Source organism: Yimella sp. cx-51 (assembly GCF_017654605.1).
GTDB lineage: Bacteria > Actinomycetota > Actinomycetes > Actinomycetales > Dermatophilaceae > Yimella.
In genome coordinates, this window is sequence record NZ_CP072113.1 from 1,009,376 (window position 1) to 1,026,662 (window position 17,287).

The 17,287-nt window shown below is 66.5% G+C and carries 21 protein-coding genes and 2 tRNA genes; 12 read left to right on the plus strand and 11 right to left on the minus strand.

Annotated features, from left to right (window positions below):
- Positions 1–8: 8 nt before the first annotated feature.
- Genes J5M86_RS04750 through J5M86_RS04760 form a run of 3 tightly spaced genes read right to left on the minus strand, consistent with a single transcriptional unit; the run spans position 9 to position 2,913 of the window.
- On the minus strand, positions 9–905 hold the full coding sequence (locus tag J5M86_RS04750; RefSeq protein ID WP_188060078.1) for a GNAT family N-acetyltransferase: 897 nt from the start codon (positions 903–905) through the stop codon (positions 9–11).
- 53 nt (positions 906–958) lie between these two features.
- Positions 959–1,546, minus strand: a complete 588-nt coding sequence (locus J5M86_RS04755; RefSeq protein ID WP_188060079.1) for an isochorismatase family protein — start codon at positions 1,544–1,546, stop codon at positions 959–961.
- Between the two features lie 44 nt (positions 1,547–1,590).
- A complete protein-coding gene (locus J5M86_RS04760) occupies positions 1,591–2,913 on the minus strand; it encodes a nicotinate phosphoribosyltransferase (protein WP_208965102.1) in 1,323 nt (440 codons plus the stop codon).
- A 24-nt stretch (positions 2,914–2,937) separates the two neighbouring features.
- Between J5M86_RS04760 and clpS the strand changes: the two genes are divergently transcribed.
- From clpS to gltX, 3 genes are read left to right on the plus strand one after another with little or no spacing between them, the layout of a single operon-like run.
- Positions 2,938–3,231: an ATP-dependent Clp protease adapter ClpS gene (gene clpS / locus J5M86_RS04765; RefSeq protein ID WP_208965103.1), complete on the plus strand. Its 294-nt coding sequence runs from the start codon at positions 2,938–2,940 to the stop codon at positions 3,229–3,231.
- The gene (locus J5M86_RS04770) at positions 3,231–3,830 is read left to right on the plus strand and encodes a DUF2017 family protein (protein ID WP_188060081.1); all 600 of its coding nucleotides are present in this window, start codon (positions 3,231–3,233) and stop codon (positions 3,828–3,830) included. The genes clpS and J5M86_RS04770 overlap by 1 nt, the downstream gene beginning before the upstream one ends.
- Before the next feature lie 60 nt (positions 3,831–3,890).
- Positions 3,891–5,414, plus strand: a complete 1,524-nt coding sequence (gene gltX, locus J5M86_RS04775) for a glutamate--tRNA ligase (RefSeq protein WP_244328484.1) — start codon at positions 3,891–3,893, stop codon at positions 5,412–5,414.
- Positions 5,415–5,426: 12 nt separating this feature from the next.
- On the opposite strand, the gene J5M86_RS04780 is transcribed toward gltX, so the two are convergent.
- Positions 5,427–5,810 (minus strand): CdaR family transcriptional regulator, encoded by a 384-nt coding sequence (locus tag J5M86_RS04780; protein WP_208965104.1) that lies wholly within the window; start codon positions 5,808–5,810, stop codon positions 5,427–5,429.
- 447 nt (positions 5,811–6,257) lie between these two features.
- Here J5M86_RS04780 and J5M86_RS04785 point away from each other — a divergent pair.
- From J5M86_RS04785 to J5M86_RS04795, 3 genes are all read left to right on the plus strand, one after another.
- A tRNA-Gln gene (locus J5M86_RS04785) sits at positions 6,258–6,329 on the plus strand.
- 80 nt (positions 6,330–6,409) lie between these two features.
- Positions 6,410–6,482 (plus strand) — tRNA-Glu (locus J5M86_RS04790).
- Positions 6,483–6,554: 72 nt separating this feature from the next.
- Entirely contained in the window at positions 6,555–7,160 is a 606-nt protein-coding gene (locus J5M86_RS04795; protein WP_244328485.1) for a histone deacetylase, read from the plus strand.
- Here J5M86_RS04795 and J5M86_RS04800 read toward each other — a convergent pair.
- The gene (locus tag J5M86_RS04800) at positions 7,153–7,908 is read right to left on the minus strand and encodes an IclR family transcriptional regulator (RefSeq protein ID WP_188060083.1); all 756 of its coding nucleotides are present in this window, start codon (positions 7,906–7,908) and stop codon (positions 7,153–7,155) included. The two genes, J5M86_RS04795 and J5M86_RS04800, sit on opposite strands and share 8 nt — an antisense overlap.
- A 104-nt stretch (positions 7,909–8,012) precedes the next feature.
- Between J5M86_RS04800 and leuC the strand changes: the two genes are divergently transcribed.
- From leuC to J5M86_RS04815, 3 genes are all read left to right on the plus strand, one after another.
- A complete protein-coding gene (gene leuC / locus J5M86_RS04805) occupies positions 8,013–9,422 on the plus strand; it encodes a 3-isopropylmalate dehydratase large subunit (RefSeq protein WP_188060084.1) in 1,410 nt (469 codons plus the stop codon).
- A complete protein-coding gene (gene leuD, locus J5M86_RS04810; RefSeq protein ID WP_188060085.1) occupies positions 9,422–10,018 on the plus strand; it encodes a 3-isopropylmalate dehydratase small subunit in 597 nt (198 codons plus the stop codon). The genes leuC and leuD overlap by 1 nt, the downstream gene beginning before the upstream one ends.
- Before the next feature lie 284 nt (positions 10,019–10,302).
- The gene (locus tag J5M86_RS04815; protein ID WP_188060086.1) at positions 10,303–10,764 is read left to right on the plus strand and encodes an HU family DNA-binding protein; all 462 of its coding nucleotides are present in this window, start codon (positions 10,303–10,305) and stop codon (positions 10,762–10,764) included.
- A 76-nt stretch (positions 10,765–10,840) separates the two neighbouring features.
- Here J5M86_RS04815 and J5M86_RS04820 read toward each other — a convergent pair whose 3' ends face one another.
- Both J5M86_RS04820 and cofC read right to left on the minus strand, forming a co-directional pair.
- The gene (locus J5M86_RS04820) at positions 10,841–11,053 is read right to left on the minus strand and encodes a cold-shock protein (protein ID WP_188060087.1); all 213 of its coding nucleotides are present in this window, start codon (positions 11,051–11,053) and stop codon (positions 10,841–10,843) included.
- Positions 11,054–11,064: 11 nt separating this feature from the next.
- Positions 11,065–11,703, minus strand: a complete 639-nt coding sequence (cofC, locus tag J5M86_RS04825; protein ID WP_188060088.1) for a 2-phospho-L-lactate guanylyltransferase — start codon at positions 11,701–11,703, stop codon at positions 11,065–11,067.
- Positions 11,704–11,807: 104 nt separating this feature from the next.
- On the opposite strand from cofC, the gene J5M86_RS04830 reads away from it, so the two are divergent.
- Both J5M86_RS04830 and J5M86_RS04835 read left to right on the plus strand, forming a co-directional pair.
- The gene (locus J5M86_RS04830; protein WP_188060089.1) at positions 11,808–12,578 is read left to right on the plus strand and encodes a 1-acyl-sn-glycerol-3-phosphate acyltransferase; all 771 of its coding nucleotides are present in this window, start codon (positions 11,808–11,810) and stop codon (positions 12,576–12,578) included.
- A complete protein-coding gene (locus tag J5M86_RS04835; protein ID WP_188060090.1) occupies positions 12,575–13,576 on the plus strand; it encodes an NAD(P)H-dependent glycerol-3-phosphate dehydrogenase in 1,002 nt (333 codons plus the stop codon). Before J5M86_RS04830 ends, J5M86_RS04835 begins: the two co-directional genes overlap by 4 nt.
- Here J5M86_RS04835 and J5M86_RS04840 read toward each other — a convergent pair.
- Together J5M86_RS04840 and J5M86_RS04845 are read right to left on the minus strand one after the other, a co-directional pair.
- Positions 13,554–14,627, minus strand: a complete 1,074-nt coding sequence (locus tag J5M86_RS04840; RefSeq protein ID WP_188060091.1) for a PLP-dependent aspartate aminotransferase family protein — start codon at positions 14,625–14,627, stop codon at positions 13,554–13,556. The genes J5M86_RS04835 and J5M86_RS04840 overlap by 23 nt on opposite strands.
- Positions 14,628–14,656: 29 nt before the next feature.
- Entirely contained in the window at positions 14,657–15,280 is a 624-nt protein-coding gene (locus tag J5M86_RS04845) for a LysE family transporter (RefSeq protein ID WP_188060092.1), read from the minus strand.
- Between the two features lie 85 nt (positions 15,281–15,365).
- On the opposite strand from J5M86_RS04845, the gene J5M86_RS04850 reads away from it, so the two are divergent.
- The gene (locus J5M86_RS04850) at positions 15,366–16,526 is read left to right on the plus strand and encodes a D-alanine--D-alanine ligase family protein (protein ID WP_188060093.1); all 1,161 of its coding nucleotides are present in this window, start codon (positions 15,366–15,368) and stop codon (positions 16,524–16,526) included.
- A 3-nt stretch (positions 16,527–16,529) separates the two neighbouring features.
- Here the strand turns inward: J5M86_RS04850 and J5M86_RS04855 are convergent, their stop codons facing one another.
- Positions 16,530–16,979, minus strand: coding sequence for a DUF3515 family protein (locus J5M86_RS04855; protein ID WP_244328486.1), 450 nt, complete (start codon positions 16,977–16,979; stop codon positions 16,530–16,532).
- Positions 16,958–17,191: an Lrp/AsnC family transcriptional regulator gene (locus J5M86_RS04860; protein WP_188060094.1), complete on the minus strand. Its 234-nt coding sequence runs from the start codon at positions 17,189–17,191 to the stop codon at positions 16,958–16,960. The genes J5M86_RS04855 and J5M86_RS04860 overlap by 22 nt, the downstream gene beginning before the upstream one ends.
- Positions 17,192–17,287 lie beyond the last annotated feature (96 nt).

Genomic DNA, 17,287 nt, shown 5'->3' on the forward strand with positions numbered 1-17,287 from the left:
CGAGGCGATCAGAGGGTGATCGCGCGGTGCAGCCAGACGTCGGTTACTTCCATCCCGACCTTGCGGTAGAGATCGAGCGCCCCGGTGCGCGAATCGGTCGACAGCCCGAAGGTGGTGGCGCCGTGCTCACGACCCACGGCAAACGCGTCGATGAGCAGTGCTTGGGCGAGGCCGCGGTGCCGCTGATCGACTCGCGTCGCCAGCCGGCTCACATAGGCCTCACCGGCGGCGTCGATGACCAGCGTCGCGACCGCTGCGATGCGACCTGCGGTGTCAATCACCACGCGCAGCATCCACGGCTCGAACCCAGGGCGCAGCACGGTTTCGGCTTCGAAGTCGGCCAGCGATTCACGATCCCGGTCCGACCACTCCAGGAACGCGTCTTCGGCCACGTCGTGCAGTTCGGGTAACTCCTGCGGCTCTGCTTGACGCACCTGGTATCCATCAGGAAGCGGTCGCGGCGGCACGGTCGTGCCGCCCGGCAGTTGCAGCACCCACGACGTCCAGCGCACTTGGTAGCCGAGCGCCGTCAGCAAGGCGTCACCCAGGCTGCCCTGCGGCACAGGCATTCCGACGATCGACGCGCCCCGCTCACGCGCCTTCTGCTGGATCCAGTGCGCCACATATGTGCCGAGACCGCGTCCGGTGTGGTCCGGGTGCACCGCGGCGTCACTGCGTTCGGCGCCTTGGTACTCGCCGTAGGCGATCAGATGCTCGTCCTGGAAGACGCCGAGGGTGCTGGTGGTCACTTCGAAGCTGGGGCGCTGCCAATCGGCGACGATGTCGGCGAGTTCGATGTCGACGTGGCCGAGCGCCTCCTGCTCGACGGCGGCCATGACCTCGAAAACGGACTGCGCGTCGTCGAGATTGAGCGGACGAGTGGTGTACGTCGCAGGCAGGTGCATAGGCCGATCGAAGCAGCCCGAGCTGCGGTTGTCAGCCCGTGCGGCGGGATTGGTCAGCCCTGGCCGACGACCGGGCTGCCGGTGAGGCCGACCTCGTTGTCGCGCAACGCTTTCAGCGCGTCAGCGGTCGTAGCCGGCGAGACTCCTGCGGTGAGGTCGAGCAGCACGTTCGTCTCGAAGCCGGCGTTCTTGGCGTCCAATGCCGTGGCCTTCACGCAGAAGTCGGTGGCGATGCCACACACGTCGACCGAGGTGATCCCCTTGGCTTTCAACCATTGCTCGATCGTGCCTTCGCGGTCGTCGCGGCCCTCGAAACCGGAGTACGCAGCCTCGTACTGACCCTTGCGGAAGATGCGGTCGCTGGCTGCGATCACCGATTCGACCTCGGGCCGGAAATCAGCGCCCGGCGTGCCGACCTCGCAGTGCACGGGCCAACTGTCGACGTAGTCGGGGGAGTCCGACCAGTGCGTGCCGGGATCGATGTGCCAGTCAGCCGTGGCAATGATCGTGGCGTAGTCACCACCCTGGGCGTGCACGTAGTCGGCGATGGCGCCGGCCACCTTCGTGCCACCTGCGACGGCGAGCGAGCCGCCCTCGCAGAAGTCGTTCTGGACGTCGACGACGATCAGTGCCCTGGTCATGTGACGAGCTTAGGAGTCGACGGCGTCCTTCCCGGACTCCGGTGTCATTCGCCTTCGAAGATGGTGGGGATGACCGCCTCGCCGCGCGACATCTGCAATGCACGGGCCGGGAGCTCGGCGCGGGAGGCGCTGTGACGATCGCGGGCGTCCTCGAGCGTCGAGCGATCGACCCGCTCGCCGTCCTTGACGAGTTCGACCATGAGGTGCCGGTCGTTTGAATCGCCCTTCGGTGCTTCACCGATGCCCACCACCTCGGCCTCGGCCAGGCCGCTGGCGCAGAGCCGGCGCATCGCGTACTTGCGTCCGGCGATGCTCTTCTTGTCCTTGCTCTTTTTGGCGACGCCCACCATCTGGCCGTTGTGGTCCTCACGCTGCACGAGCTTGTAGACCATGCCGGCCGTCGGTGCACCGGAGCCGGTCACCAGCGAGGTGCCGACGCCGTAGACGTCGACCGGTCCGGCCTGGAGCGCCGAGATGGCGTACTCGTCCAGGTCTGAGGTGACCACGATGCGGGTCTTGGTGGCGCCGAGGGAGTCGAGTTGCTCGCGCACTTCGCGTGCCTGCACCAGCAGGTCACCGGAGTCGAGTCGCACGCCACCCAGCTCAGGCCCGGCGATCTCGACGGCGATGTTGACCGCGTTCTTCACGTCGTAGGTGTCGACCAGCAAGGTGGTGTTGCGACCGAAGGCTTCGATCTGCGCCTGGAAGGCCTCGCGCTCGTCGTCGTGCACGAGCGTGAACGCGTGCGCCGCGGTGCCGGCCGTCGGGACGCCGTGACTGCGTCCGGCCTCGAGGTTTGAGGTGGTGCCGAAGCCGGCGATGTAGGCGGCCCGGGCGGCGGCAACGGCCGACCATTCGTGCGTACGACGCGAACCCATTTCGATGCACGGGCGTCCATCGGCAGCGGCCGTCATGCGGGAAGCCGCGGCGGCAATGGCGCTGTCGTGGTTCATGATCGACAGCATCAGCGTCTCCAGGATGACGCCTTCGGCGAAGCTGGACTCCACCACGAGCACGGGGGAGTTGGGGAAAAACATCTCACCCTCGGCGTAACCCCAGATGTCACCGGAGAAGCGGTAGTTCGCCAGCCACTCCAGCGTCGGCTCGTCGACCACTTTCGCCTGCCGCAGGTGCTCCAGCTCGGCTTTCCCGAAGCGGAAATTCTCGATGGCGTCCAGCACTCGACCAGTGCCGGCCACGACGCCGTAACGCCGACCGTCGGGCAGCCGCCGCGCGAACAGTTCGAAGATGCTGCGCCGGTGCGCCGCCCCACTGCGCAGAGTCGCCTGCAACATCGTCAACTCGTAGTGGTCGGTGAGCAGAGCGGTCGAAGCGGCCGCCGCGGCGACGTTCTTGTCGGTAGTCACGGGCAGCAGCCTAGAGTGGTCGGCGTGTCCGTAGCGCCCCCCGAGATCGAAGAGGTCGTCGACCTCGACGCCGATGTCGAGATCGACAAGGGATGGGTAACCCTCGTCTGGAACGACCCGGTCAACCTGATGTCCTACGTCTCGTGGGTCTTCCAGACCTACTTCGGCTACTCCCGGGAGAAGGCCGAGGAGTTGATGTTGGCCGTGCACAACGAGGGTCGTGCTGCTGTCTCGCACGGCACCCGCGAGCGCATGGAGACCGATACCGCTGCGATGCATGGCTATTCGCTGTGGGCGACCTTCCAGCGGGACGAGTGATGGCCGAAGCTTTTCGACGCAGGGGCGATTTGATCGTCGGCGTGCTCGACGAGACCGAGCGGTCCGTCATGGTCGAACTGCTGCGTCAGACCCGTGAGTTGGTCGAGCCCGACGAGACCGAGACCACCGGTGACCCGTTCACCGACCTGATGGCCACGCTGGGCGACAGCTACGACCCCGCTGAGGTGGCCGACCGAGACCCTGTCGTGCGTCGCCTGCTGCCGGATGGCCACCGCGACGACCCCGAAGCTGCCGCGGAGTTCCGGGCGGCCACCGAGCGAAACCTGCGTGAGCAGAAGACTCGCAAGCTCACCGCAGCCATCGAGGTGTTGGAGGGCCCGGTCGCGCGGCGAGACCGTCTCGAACTCACCGACGAGCAGGCCATCACCGTGATGATGGCGCTGGCCGACGTGCGCCTCGCCATGGGGGAGCGGCTCGAACTACGCACCGATGAAGACAGTGAGCGTCTGCACCGAGATCTGGAAGATCTCGAGGTCCTCGATGAGGACGCCGACCCGCACCGCATCACGCTCAGCCTGTATTACGACTTCCTCACCTGGGTGCAGGAGTCGATCGCACTGGCCCTCATGCCGCGCTGAGGTTGCATCGACGCCGCGAAGGGATCGGTCGACCGGGTCGTCAGTAGGATGACGGACACCATGAGCAGCAAGCCCCACACCGGTCCTGTCCGCCTGCGCGTCGCGCCCTCACCCACGGGTGATCCGCACGTCGGCACCGCCTACATGGCGATGTTCGACCTCGCCTACGTCCGTCAGCAGGGTGGCCAGTTCGTCCTGCGGATCGAGGACACCGACCGCGCCCGCTTCCGGGAGGACAGCGAGCAGCAGTTGTACGACACGCTGCACTGGCTCGACCTCAACTGGGACGAGGGTCCTGACATCGGTGGCCCCTACGCCTCCTACCGGCAGTCCGAGAGGCTCGACACCTACGCGCCGTACGTGCAGCAGTTGCTCGACGACGGCAAGGCGTACCACTGCTGGTGCTCCTCCGAGCGCCTGGCAGAGATGCGCGAACGCCAGCAGAAGCTGAAGCAGCCCACGGGTTATGACCGTCTCTGCTACGGCAAGACCGAGGACGAGCGCAAAGAGCTCCCCGGTTTCACCGACAAGCCCGTGGTGCGCATGCTCGTCCCGGACGACGTCGAACTCACCTTCGTCGACCTCATCCTGGGCCGCACGAACGCGCCGAAGCCGGACGATCAGGTGATCCAGAAGGCCGACGGTTTCCCGACCTATCACCTGGCCGTCGTGGTCGACGACCACCTGATGAAGATCACCCACGTGGTGCGTGGTCAGGAATGGATCTCCAGCACCCCCAAGCACCTGCTGCTCTACAAATGGCTGGGCTGGGAAGCGCCCGCCTTCGCGCACATGCCACTGCTGCGCGACGAGAAGAAGGCGAAGATCTCCAAGCGCAAGAACCCCTGGGCACGCCTGACGTGGTTCAAGGAGCAGGGCTATCTGCCGGAGGCACTGGTGAATTTCCTTGCGCTGCAAGGACACCCGCCGGTGATTGAGGAAGACGGCACCGAGCGTGAGATCTTCACCTTCGACGAATTCGTCGAGCGCTTCGACTGGAGCAAGATCAACCCGGCCGGGGCGATGTTCAACCTCGACAAGTTGAACTGGCTCAACGGGCACTACATCCGCGAGCTCGAGGTGGGCGATTTCGCGTCGCGCCTGCTGCCTTTCCTGCACGCCGACGGGGTGCTGCCCGCGCACCCGTCCCTACCCGAACTCGGCCGCCTGCAAAATGTCGCCGAGCTGGTGCAGACCCGCATCACCCTCCTGTCGGAGGCGACGCCTCTGGTGAAGCCCTTCTTCGTCGCCGACGACGACCTGGAGATCTCCGAGGACGCCCGCAAGGATCTCAAGGACAACGCCAAGGACGTACTCGCCGCGGCGATCGAGGCGCTGGAGCCGATCAGCGGATCACTGGGCACCCCGCTCGGGGAGGGCATCGAATGGATCGCCGAGCGCATCGAGAAGGAGCTGCGTGCGGCGATCGTCGACGGTCTCGGCGTCAAGCCGCGGTTGGCCTTCGGTCCGTTGCGCACCGCCGTCTCCGGTCAGAAGATCTCCCCGCCATTGTTCGAGTCGATGGAGATCCTGGGCAAGCACTCCACGATGCAGCGCCTGCAGGCCCTGCACGACGAGCTCTGAGCCCAACCGGTATCAGCCGGGCAGCAGGGTTCGCAGGCGCAGCGCCAACTGGATGTCGAGACTGCGACCCGGCTGCTGCCATTCCGGGCCGAGGAGCTGACCGATCCGGTCGAGGCGTTGGGCCACCGTGTTGACATGCACGTGCAGCGCGGTGGCCGCTCGCCGAGGGCTCTGCCCGGCGGTGTAGTACTCCTGCAAGGTGTTGATCAGGTCGGTGCCGCGCGCACTGTCGTACTCGGCCAGCGGGCCGAGCACACCCTGGACGAAATGGGAGATGTCCGGCTGCGGCCACGACCAGCCCGGCGAAGCCGAGGTCGTCGACCGCAGCTCCTTGGCCCTGTCTGCCGAGTGCGACCAGCGCGTGGCAAGCCCGGGTGGCCTCGCGGTGCGCGCCAAGAACTGCAGCGATGCCGCGCACCGGTCCTGCTGCGCCGACGGTGAGTTGGAGGCCCCGCGGCATCGAGATCGATGCGCTGTTCGGGCCGCAGAGGAAAGCCACCAGGGCCGACACCTCGCCCGGTTCGAGCAGGCGCTTCACAGCTGCGGGGGCCAGCACGATGTCGCTCACGACGTCGTCCGCGCTGATGTCGTGCGCTGCCGCTTGGTCGGCGATCTGGCCCTCGACCAGTGGTGTGCGCACGTACGCAGGGTTCACACAGTCATGTCCTGCGACCCCAGAATTACGTCACTTCTACGTGCGAACCGAACAGCTGCCGAAGGACTTGTGGCCGGCATTGCTGCAGCGCGTCCACGATTTGGGGGAAAGCACCGGCTCCGGTAAGGTTTCTCCTCGGTTCGCCTCGCTCGAAGGTCTACGGACGCGCGAGTAGGTCGATACCCCCTTGGGGTATGGTGTAATTGGCAGCACGACTGATTCTGGTTCAGTTAGTCTAGGTTCGAGTCCTGGTACCCCAGCTTTCGAGAAGCGATTCTCGATTCGGAGAAATTGCGCCGATCCGGTAATGTTCCTCCACGTGCCAACTGGCACAGGTCGCGGCCCCGTTGTGTAGCGGCCTAGCACGCCGCCCTCTCAAGGCGGTAGCGCGGGTTCGAATCCCGTCGGGGCTACAAGTTCGAAACCCCCTGCAGCGCAGGGGGTTTCGTCGTACCCGGCACGAATTGGAAGAACTGGAAGGACCCGTGCACACAGCAGTCGACGACGAACTGGTCTGGTACGCCGCCTACGGCTCGAACATCTCACCGCAGCGCTTCGGCTATTACCTCAGTGGCGGCCGTCCGCCGAGCGCGGCTCGGTCGGTGCCGGGCGCGCGTGATGGTACGGCGCCGCGCGAGATGCGTGCGATGGAACTGCCCGGCTCGGTCTTCTTCGGCTGGGAATCACCGACCTGGGGTGGGGGAGTGGCCTTCTACGACCCGGACGTCGTAGGGCGTGCCCTCGCCACGGCCTATCTCATCACCCACGAACAGTTCAGCGATCTGGTCGCGCAGGAAATGCATCGGGAGATCGGTGCCGAACTCGACCTGGCTCGGCTGCGTCGTCACCGGACGATCGAGCTCGGCTCCGGTAGGTACGACCGCTTGTTGGTGGTCGAGGAGATCGACGAGACGCCGGTGGTGACGTTCACCTGCCCGGCGGCCCATCATCCGAGTCTGCGTGCGCCGTCGAGCGCCTACCTGGAGACGATCGCGAAAGGCCTGCGCGACACCCACCACCTCGCGGACGACGTGATCGCCGACTACCTCGGTGCGCTTCGTCCGTTCCGTGATGTGGCCCCGCTCAGCTGACGTCTGAGTTGGAACGCGGACGTGCCTGCGCCGCGTGGGTTCGCGCCAGGATCTCGGTCAGCTTGTTGGCGCCCGCCACGACGGTCGCGGCGTGGAGGCGTCCGGGCTGACGGGAGACGCGCTCGATCGGACCCGAGATCGACACCGCCGCGATGACGCGCCCGGAGGGGCTGCGCACAGGAGCCGACACAGAAGCTACGCCCTGCTCGCGTTCGCCCACGCTCTGTGCCCAGCCACGACGTCGCACGCCGGAGAGCATGGTGGCGGAGAACTTCGCGCCCTGCAGACCGCGGTGCAGGCGGTCGGGCTCCTCCCAGGCGAGGAGCACCTGGGCGGCCGAGCCGGCCTGCATCGACAAGGTGGCGCCCACCGGGATCGAGTCGCGCAGACCGACCGGGCGATCGGCGGCGGCGACACAGATTCGCTGGTCACCCTGACGGCGGAAGAGTTGTGCGCTCTCGTGGGTGTGATCGCGCAGGGCACCGAGCACCGGGCCTGCTGCGGCCAGCAACCGGTCTTCGCCGGCGGCGGAGGCGAGTTCGTTGAGCCGGGGGCCGAGGATGAACCTGCCCTGCAGGTCACGCGCCACCAGTCGGTGATGCTCGAGCGCAACGGCCAAGCGGTGAGCGGTCGGGCGGGCCAGACCGGTGTGTGCCACGAGTTGCGCGAGCGTGGACGGCCCGGCCTCGAGAGCTGCAAGTACGACGGCGGCCTTGTCGAGGACGCCTACCCCACTAGAGTTGTCCATGTAATGATATTGCCGTCTCATTGAGCGAGACGCAAGTTCGCGGCCGGAAAAGGTCGGCGATTCTGCATGAAAGAGAAGTCACAAGAGTAGGGAAAGGGTGGGTCATGGGACGCACGCTTGCGGAAAAGGTGTGGGAGCAGCACGTCGTGCGACGTGCCGAGGGAGAGCCGGATCTTCTCTTCATCGACCTCCACCTCCTGCACGAGGTCACCAGTCCCCAGGCGTTCGACGGGCTGCGCCTTGCCGGTCGCCCGGTGCGTCGGCCCGATCTGTCACTGGCCACCGAGGATCACAACGTCCCGACCACGCCGGGGCCGATCACCGATCTGGTGAGCCGCACGCAGGTGGAGACGCTGCGCGCCAACTGCGCGGAGTTCGGGGTGAAGCTGTTCCCGATGGGTGATGCCGAGCAGGGCATCGTGCACATCATCGGCCCGCAGCTGGGTCTCACCCAGCCGGGCATGACGATCGTCTGCGGCGACAGCCACACCTCCACGCACGGTGCGTTCGGTGCACTCGCTTTCGGTATCGGCACCAGCGAGGTCGAGCATGTGCTCGCCACGCAGACGTTGCCACTGAAGCCTTTCAAGACGATGGCCATCAACGTCGAGGGTGAGCTCGCCGAGGGTGTGACGGCCAAGGACGTCATCCTGGCGGTCATCGCCAAGATCGGCACCGGCGGCGGCCAGGGATACGTGCTGGAGTACCGCGGCTCGGCGATCCGCGCGCTGTCCATGGAAGCGCGCATGACGATGTGCAACATGTCGATCGAGGCCGGTGCGCGCGCGGGCATGATCGCCCCGGACGACATCACCTTCGAGTACCTGCGTGGTCGTGAGCACGCTCCGCAGGGCGATGACTGGGACGCCGCCGTCGCTGACTGGCGAGAGCTGGCAACCGATGAGGACGCGGAGTTCGATGTGGTGGTCGACCTCGATGCAGGTGAACTCTCGCCGTTCGTCACGTGGGGCACCAACCCGGGCCAGGGTCTACCGTTGTCGGCGCAGGTGCCAGTGCCCGAGGAGATCGGCGACGACACGCAGCGCTTCGCAGCCGAGCGCGCGATCGAGTACATGGGCCTGACCCCGGGTATGCCGCTGAAGCAGATCTCGGTCGACACCGTCTTCCTCGGTTCGTGCACCAATGGGCGCATCGAAGACCTCCGCGCCGCCGCCGACGTGATCAAGGGTCGCAAGGTGGCAGGTGGCGTCCGGATGCTGGTGGTGCCCGGGTCGGCCAAGGTGCGCCTTCAGGCCGAGAGCGAGGGCCTGGACAAAGTGTTCGAGGCCGCCGGTGCCGAGTGGCGCCTCGCCGGCTGCTCCATGTGCCTCGGGATGAACCCCGACCAACTGGCACCCGGCGAACGCAGCGCATCGACGTCCAACCGAAACTTCGAAGGCCGTCAGGGCAAGGGTGGCCGCACCCACCTGGTCAGCCCGCTCGTCGCGGCTGCCACCGCCGTCCGCGGCACTTTGTCGAGTCCGTCCGACCTGGATGGCCAGGAGGAGCACTGATGGAGAAGTTCACCACCCACACCGGTGTCGGAGTGCCGCTGCGGCGCAGCAACGTCGACACCGACCAGATCATTCCGGCCGTCTACCTCAAGCGGGTCACCCGCACCGGCTTCGAGGACGGCCTGTTCGCCGCGTGGCGCGGCGACGACACCTTCGTCCTGAACAACGCCTCGTTCGCGCAGGGTTCGGTGCTGGTCGCCGGGCCCGATTTCGGCACCGGGTCTTCCCGTGAGCACGCGGTCTGGGCGCTCATGGACTACGGCTTCCGGGTCGTGCTCAGTTCGCGATTCGCCGACATCTTCCGGGGCAACTCCGGCAAGGCCGGGCTGCTCACCGCTCAGCTCACGCAGGACGACATCGAGCTGCTGTGGAAGCTGCTGGAGAACGAGCCGGGCATGCAGGTCACGGTCGATCTGGTCGAGCGCACTGTCGTCGCAGGCGAACACGTCTTTGCCTTCGAGGTGGACGATTACACCCGCTGGCGTCTGCTCGAAGGTCTGGACGACATCAGCCTGACCCTGCGACACGCTGATGACATCACGCAGTTCGAAGAAAGCCGCCCGTCGTGGAAACCTTCCGTAGAGGTGGGCGGCTGACGGACGGCAGAAACACGGAGAAATTCGTTGATGGGGCGTAAAACGTTGAGACACAACGTTTTACGCCCCATCAGTCGTTCAGCCCAGGGGCAGGATTCGCCTCGAACGCATGCGGTTTACGGGCAAAGTCCTTGTGGCACAAGGAATTGCGTCAAAAACTGATGGTTGCCTGTGCGTGCGAACGGCCCTACCGTCTGTGACTGAGCCGTGCGAACCCGGGCGGCGCAACAGTCATCGATCGCCGCGGCTCGACGTCGAGGCGTCAACCCGAAGGGGTGTCAACTGTGAACAAGGCAGAGCTGATCGCCGCGATTGAAACTCGTCTGGGCGGCAAGAAGGCTGCGACCGATGCCGTCGACGCGGTGCTCGACGTGATCATTCGGGAAGTGGCCAAGGGCAACAAGGTCGGAATCACCGGCTTCGGCACCTTCGAGAAGGTCACCCGCGCGGCTCGCACGGGGCGCAACCCGCGCACCGGCGCCACCGTGCCGATCAAGAAGACCGCCGTCCCGAAGTTCAAGGCCGGCACCGGCTTCAAGGCCGTGGTCGCCAAGCCGAGCAGCCTGCCCAAGACCGGCAACGCTGCCGGACGCGCGAGCGCGGGTACGGCTGGCACCGCGGCGAAGAAGACGGCGGCGAAGAAGACGACCGCCAAGGCAGCTGCGAAGAAGACCTCGGCCAAGAAGGCCGCGCCGGCCAAGAAGGCAACAGCCAAGTCGAGCGCTGCGAAGAAGTCGACCAAGTAGTCAGCGCGGGCTGACGATCAAGGAGCAGGGCGGATCTGGCGGGTGCCGGATCCGCCCTCTTCGTCGCGGTCGCCGATCAGCGGATGCGCTGGCCCTGGCCGATGCCGTCGATCCAGATCCGCGTGATGCCGGTCGCGCCCATCTCCAGGCTGATGCGTTGTCCGGGGCGCACGTGGATCAACCCGGAGGCCGCGAAAGCCGCCGAGCCGAACGTGATTTCGCGGCCGTTGTCGGTCAGGACGGTGCCGGAGCCGGTCGCCGCGTCGAAGGTGTGGACAGTGCCTTGCACAGGGTCGCTCCTCAGACGGTTTCGGTGATCGAGAGCAGACCGGAGGTGCGCGGACCCAACCCCAGCTGCCGTGCTCGATCAAGGGCGTCGGTGTCGTCGACGTCGGTGCGCAGTCGGGGCAGGTCGAGCGCGAGTACGGTGGCGTTGCGGCCGTGCCGTGACGCCGAACCTGCGCCGAAACGGGGCACAAGGGCTGCGACGTCGTGGTGGGCCAGCAGCACCGTTCCTTCGCCGGAGTCGTCTGGCACGACACTGGCCTCGGTTGATGCGCATGCGCGCAATCCCTCGTACAGGGCCGCGCCGTCGAGGCTGGGGAGGTCGCCCAGCAGCACCGCGGCAGCGGTGCCAGGAGCCAGCTCGCGCACCTTTGCCAGGCCGGCCTCGATGGCGGGGTTGAGTCCGCGACCAGGATCTCCCACGGTGTGCACCTTCAGTGCCTGGGCGGTTGCCTCGACGGCTGGGTCGTCGGTGACGACGACGACCTGGGCGGAGGGAACGACCTGGAGTACGGCGTCCAGGGTGTCGAGGGCCATCGCCAGGGCGAGGGCCTGGCGATCGACGCCCGTCGGAGGAGCCAACCGTGACTTCCCGTGTGCGGTGTTCTTGACCGGCATCACCAGATGCCAGGCGGACGTCAGCAGTGCAGTCACGCCCGCATCGTGTCAGATCCCGCCGACAGGCCGCCGAAGCGGTCGACATGCGGAGCATTGCCGAGCATGATGAGGCAGATTGTCCTTCGGCACGAGGAGGTGCGGTGGCCCACCCCACCCTGAACGACCAAGTGACCCCGATGTACCAGAACATCATCCGCGGTGCCTGGCCGGTCTTCCTGCGAACGTGGAAACACGACTGGCGCGGCGGTGAGCACATCCCGGCAGCCGGCGGTTTCGTGGCCGCGGCCAACCACATCTCCCATCTCGACGGATTCACCCTCGCTCAGTTCCTCGTCGCTCACGGTCGGGCGCCGCGCTACATGGCGAAGTCGTCGCTCTTCGGCGTTCCGTTGGTCAAGGACGTCATGACCGGCACCGGTCAGATCCCGGTGGTGCGCGGATCCACCCAGGCGGTGCACGCCTACGACGCCGCCGTGGGTGCCGTGGAGCAGGGACACTGCGTCTGCGTGCTGCCTGAAGGCACCCTCTCCCGTAACAAACAACTGTGGCCGATGAGGGGCAAGACCGGCGCGGCCCGCATCGCGCTGACCACCGGCTGCCCGCTGATCCCGATCGCGATGTGGGGAGCCCATGAGGTGCTGTATCCCTACCGCGGTGTCACCCCGAAACTGCTTCCCCGCAAGACCATCAAGGTCTACGCGGGCCCTCCGGTCGCACTCGACGACTTGCGCGGTCGTCCCGTCGACGCCGGTGTCCTGCGTGAAGCGACGCAGCGCCTCATGAGCGACATCACCGCGCAGTTGGAACGAGCTCGCGGGCAGAGCGCGCCGCCGAATACCGCACGCGGGCCGAAGGATCACGACACACTGTCAGCAGATCAGACGGCTCAGGACGAGGGAGATCAACGATGACTCGGGTGGCAGTGCTCGGTAGCGGCAGCTGGGGAACCGCTTTCGCCAATGTGATGGCGGACGCGGGGCAGGAAGTCACTCTGTGGGCCAGGCGTCCCGAATTAGCGGAGGCCATCAACAGCACCCGCCGGAACGTCGACTACCTGCCTGATCTCGAACTGTCCGACAACATCACGGCCAGCAGCGATGTCGCTGCGGCCACCGACGGCGCTGAGATCGTGGTGCTCGCGGTGCCCTCGCAGAGTCTGCGCGACAACCTCGGGCAATGGGGCGAGCACCTCGGCGACGAGTCCGCGGTCGTCTCGCTGATGAAAGGCGTCGAGCTCGGTACCACCAAGCGCATGAGCGAGGTGATCGCCGATGCCGGCGGTGTCGATCCCTCCCGGGTCGTCGTGGTGTCGGGCCCCAACCTCGCCAAGGAGATCGCCGGTCGGCAGCCTGCCGCAGCCGTCGTTGCCTCCTCGAGCCCTCGCATGCGTGCGCGAGTGGCCGAGGCCTGTGCAACGGCCTACTTCCGGCCCTATCTCGGCGGCGACGTGGTGGGCACCGAGATCGCCGGGGCGACCAAGAACGTCATCGCGCTCGCCTGTGGAATGGCCTCGGGTATGGGCATGGGCGACAACACTCTCGCCAGTTTGATCACCCGCGGGCTCGCCGAAACCGCACGCCTGGGCACGGCGTTGGGCGCCGACCCGCAGACCTTCCTCGGCCTCGCCGGGGTCGGCGACCTCGTCGCCACGTGCGCCTCGCCGCTGTCGCGCAATCGCACGTTCGGTTACGCGCTTGGTCAGGGCAAGTCGCTGGAGGAGACCATCGCCGCCACCAAGCAGGTGGCCGAAGGCGTGAAGTCGTGCAAGTCGTTGCTCGAACTGGCCCGCTCGGTCGAGGTCGAGGTGCCGATCGTCGAGAACGTCGAGGCGGTTGTCTACGAGGGCCGGAGCACCCGTGACGTGGTGGCTGCGCTGATGTCCCGGGCTAGGAAGCTCGAGACGAACTGAGCGCTGCATCGAGGTCGCGCCAGAGATCCTCGACGTCCTCAATACCGACGGACAACCGGAGCAGGTTCTCCGGCACGGTCATCGGCTCGGACGTGTGCCGACGCCGACGTTCGAGCATCGACTCCACGCCGCCGAGGCTGGTCGCCGGCAGCCACAACTGCACTGCCTGCTCAACTGCTTCGGCGGCGCCCACCCCACCGCGGACGTCGATGGCGAGCATCGCGCCGGAGCCCGGGTAGCGAACCGCCTCGACCTGGGGGTGATCGGCCAGTCGGGCCGCGAGTTCGGCCGCGTTGGCGCAGGCGCGCTCGAAGCGCACGTGCAGAGTGCGCATCCCGCGAAGTGCCAGCCAGGCCTCCATGGGTCCCGCGATCGCTCCGCTCAGGGTGCGCTCGGAGTGCAGTCGCTGCTGGATCTGCGGATCAGCGGTGACCGTGACTCCCATGATGAGGTCGGAATGGCCCGAGAGGTACTTCGTCGCGGAGTGCACGACCACGTCTGCACCCAGCGTCAACGGCTGTTGCAGCAGCGGGGTGGCGAAGGTGTTGTCGCACACCGTCAACACCCGTGACTCGCGTGCTGCCTTGAACAAGGTCGGCAGATCGGCGACTTCGAGCATGGGGTTGGTGGGTGATTCCACCCACGCGAGATCGGTGTGGTCGAGTGCGTCGATGTAGGCCGGGGTGTCGGAGACGTCCGCGCGCGTGACCCTCAGCCGTCCGGCCTCGGCGAGTTTGTCGAGCAGCGCCGTCGTGCCGTTGTAACTGTGCTGGGGCACGAGCACTGCTCCGCCGAGGGGCACCAGTTCGATTGCAGCGCGGATCGCTCCCATCCCGCTGGCGAAGGCGAGTGCCGAGCCGTGCTCGAGTGCACCGATCGCCTCCTCGAAAGCCCGCCAGGTGGGGTTGTCGAACCGGGCGTAGGCGTTGTCACCCCCGGTCACGAAGGTCGAGGTGAACTCCACCGACGGGCCGACGGCAGCTCCAGGGACGCGGGACGGGCGCCCGGCGGCGACGATGCGGGTCGCGGACGAAAGAGGGTCGTGGTTCATGGTCTCCACAGCGTGACAGAACGATGAAGTCAGCGTGCCGTTGCCAGCAGTGCGCCGACGCCCACGAAGAGTCCACCGAACAAGCGGTTGAGGTGGCGCTGGCCGTTGACGGTGCGGGTCAGCCGTTGCAGACCCTTGGCAGCGATGGCGAAGAACAGCCACATGACCAGGATGTCGATCACCACGACGGTGGCGCACAGGATGAGGTACTGCGGCAGCAATGCGCGATCGGGACGGATGAACTGCGGCATGAAGGCCAGGAAGAAGACAATCGCCTTCGGATTTGTCAGGTTGACCAGTAGTCCACGACGCAGCATTGACCAGCCCGACTCGCGGGGCCGCGCGGCTTCGTCCTGCTCGGAGGAGACGCTGCGTGCACGCCACTGACGGATACCGAGGTAGATCAAGTAGGCCGCGCCCGCGTACCGGATCGCGTCGAAGAGCAACGGTGAGCGAGCGACGATGACGCCCACACCGGCCGCGACGATCGCGACGTGGATCACCAGGGCGATCTGCTGACCGATGATTCCCCAGATCGAACGTGCCCAACCCGAGACAAGAGAGTTGGACATCGTGTTGATCGCGCCCGCTCCGGGCGTGAAGGAGATGAGTGCCCCGGCGGCCACCAGGGTCAGCCAGACCGACCACGACATGGCAGGCAGCGTAGAGCCACGTAGCCACTGCCCGCCGACTGTGTCGCACCCGTGAGATGGCCCAGGGGCGACTAGGCTGCTCGCGATGACTACGCAGCCTCCCTCCCCGGACACCTCCACCGTCGACCTCGGCGCGTCCCGCGACCGCAAACCGGTCGTCGCGCTCGTCTTCGGTGGTCGCTCGGCCGAACACGTGGTCTCGTGCGCCACCGCCGCCAGTGTGCTGCGCTCCATCGACCGTGAGCGGTACGACGTGTTGCCGATCGGCATCACCGAGACCGGTCGTTGGGTGTTGATGGCTGATGATCCAGAACCCTTGCAGCTCACCGCAACCCACAAGCCTGCGGTGTCGGGCGACAATGAGGTGCTGGTCAGCCCTGACCCGGCCGGGCACAGCCTGTCGCTGCGTGAGCCCGGACAGGTGCCGCGCGAACTCGGCGAGGTCGACGTCGTCTTCCCCCTGCTGCACGGCCCGTTCGGTGAGGACGGAACCATCCAGGGACTCCTGGAACTATCCGACATGCGGTATGTCGGGTCCGGTGTGTCGGCGTCGGCGGTGATGATGGACAAACACCTCATGAAAGTGGTCTTCCGCTCCGCCGGACTGCCCGTCGGCCCGTATGTGCTCATCACCGACAAGGAGTGGCAGCGTGATCCGGCCGCCAGCATGGACCCGGTCGCCGCGCTCGGATGGCCGGTTTTCGTCAAGCCGGCGCGGGCCGGAAGCAGCGTCGGGGTGACTCGGGTCGAATCTGCCGATCAACTCAAGGACGCCATCGAGCATGCTCGGCAGTTCGACCCCAAGGTGCTGGTCGAGGCCGCCATCGTGGGCCGTGAAGTGGAATGTGGAATCCTCGAAGGCCGGGGTAGTGACCCGGCACGGGCATCCCAGGTCGGTGAGATCGCGGTGACCGAGGGCACGCACGCCTTCTACGACTTCGAGTCGAAGTACCTGGACGACTCCGCTCGCCTCATCTGTCCCGCAGACCTACCCGAAGACATCGCCGAGACGATCCGTGAGCAATCGATCAAGGCCTTCGACGCGGCAGGCTGTGAGGGCCTGGCGCGGGTCGACTGGTTCTACTCACCCGATGGCACTCTCACGCTGAACGAGATCAACACCATGCCCGGTTTCACGCCGACCTCGATGTACCCCAGGGTCTGGGACGCGCAGGGCGTGAGCTATCGGGAGTTGATCACCGAACTGATCGAACTCGCCCTGCAGCGACGCCTCGGTCTGCGCTGAGCCTCAGCTGCAGCGGTGTTGACCCTGCGGAATCTGCTTCGCCGCTGCGCTGAAGGCACCGAGCACCATCGGCTCTGGTGCGTAGTCCTTGGGCACGAGCACCTGGATCGCGGGCAGGCGGCCGTAGGTGACGAAACTCTTGCCGTCCGAAAGTTCGTGCATCACCCAGTCGACACCGTTGGCGGAGATGCAGTCCTCGCTCGGGGACGGCATGCTCACGCCACAGCGAGCGATGATTGCCGGATCACCCCAGGCGGCTTCGGTCTTCCCGGCGGTGCTCACCGCCTGTTTGGCCTGTGATGCGACGGTGTCGGGCCAGTGTGCGCCAGCCTTCGAACAGAGCGGATCAGCATGGCCGTCAGCAGGAGTCACCGACACGACGTCGGATCCGCACCCGGTGACGAGTGCCCCGATCGCGACCGCCGCCGCGATCAGACCTTGACGACGGTGCACGTGAGGGTGCGCGTGATGCCGGGCACTTCCTGGATGCGGGCGATCACCAGCTTGCCGAGCTCGTCGACGTTCTCAGCCTCGATCCGGGCGATCACGTCGTAGGGGCCGGTGACGTCCTCGGCCAGGGTGACTCCGTTGATCTGGGCGATCGCCGTGGCCACGGAGTGGGCCTTGCCCACCTGAGCCTGGATGAGGATGTACGCCTGAACCATTCCGTCTCCTGCTGATCTTCGACACTCGTGTTCGGGTGCCGGTACGGGACCTGTGGCGATGACGCTACCGTGCCCGCAGAGCCGACGAGGAGAGAG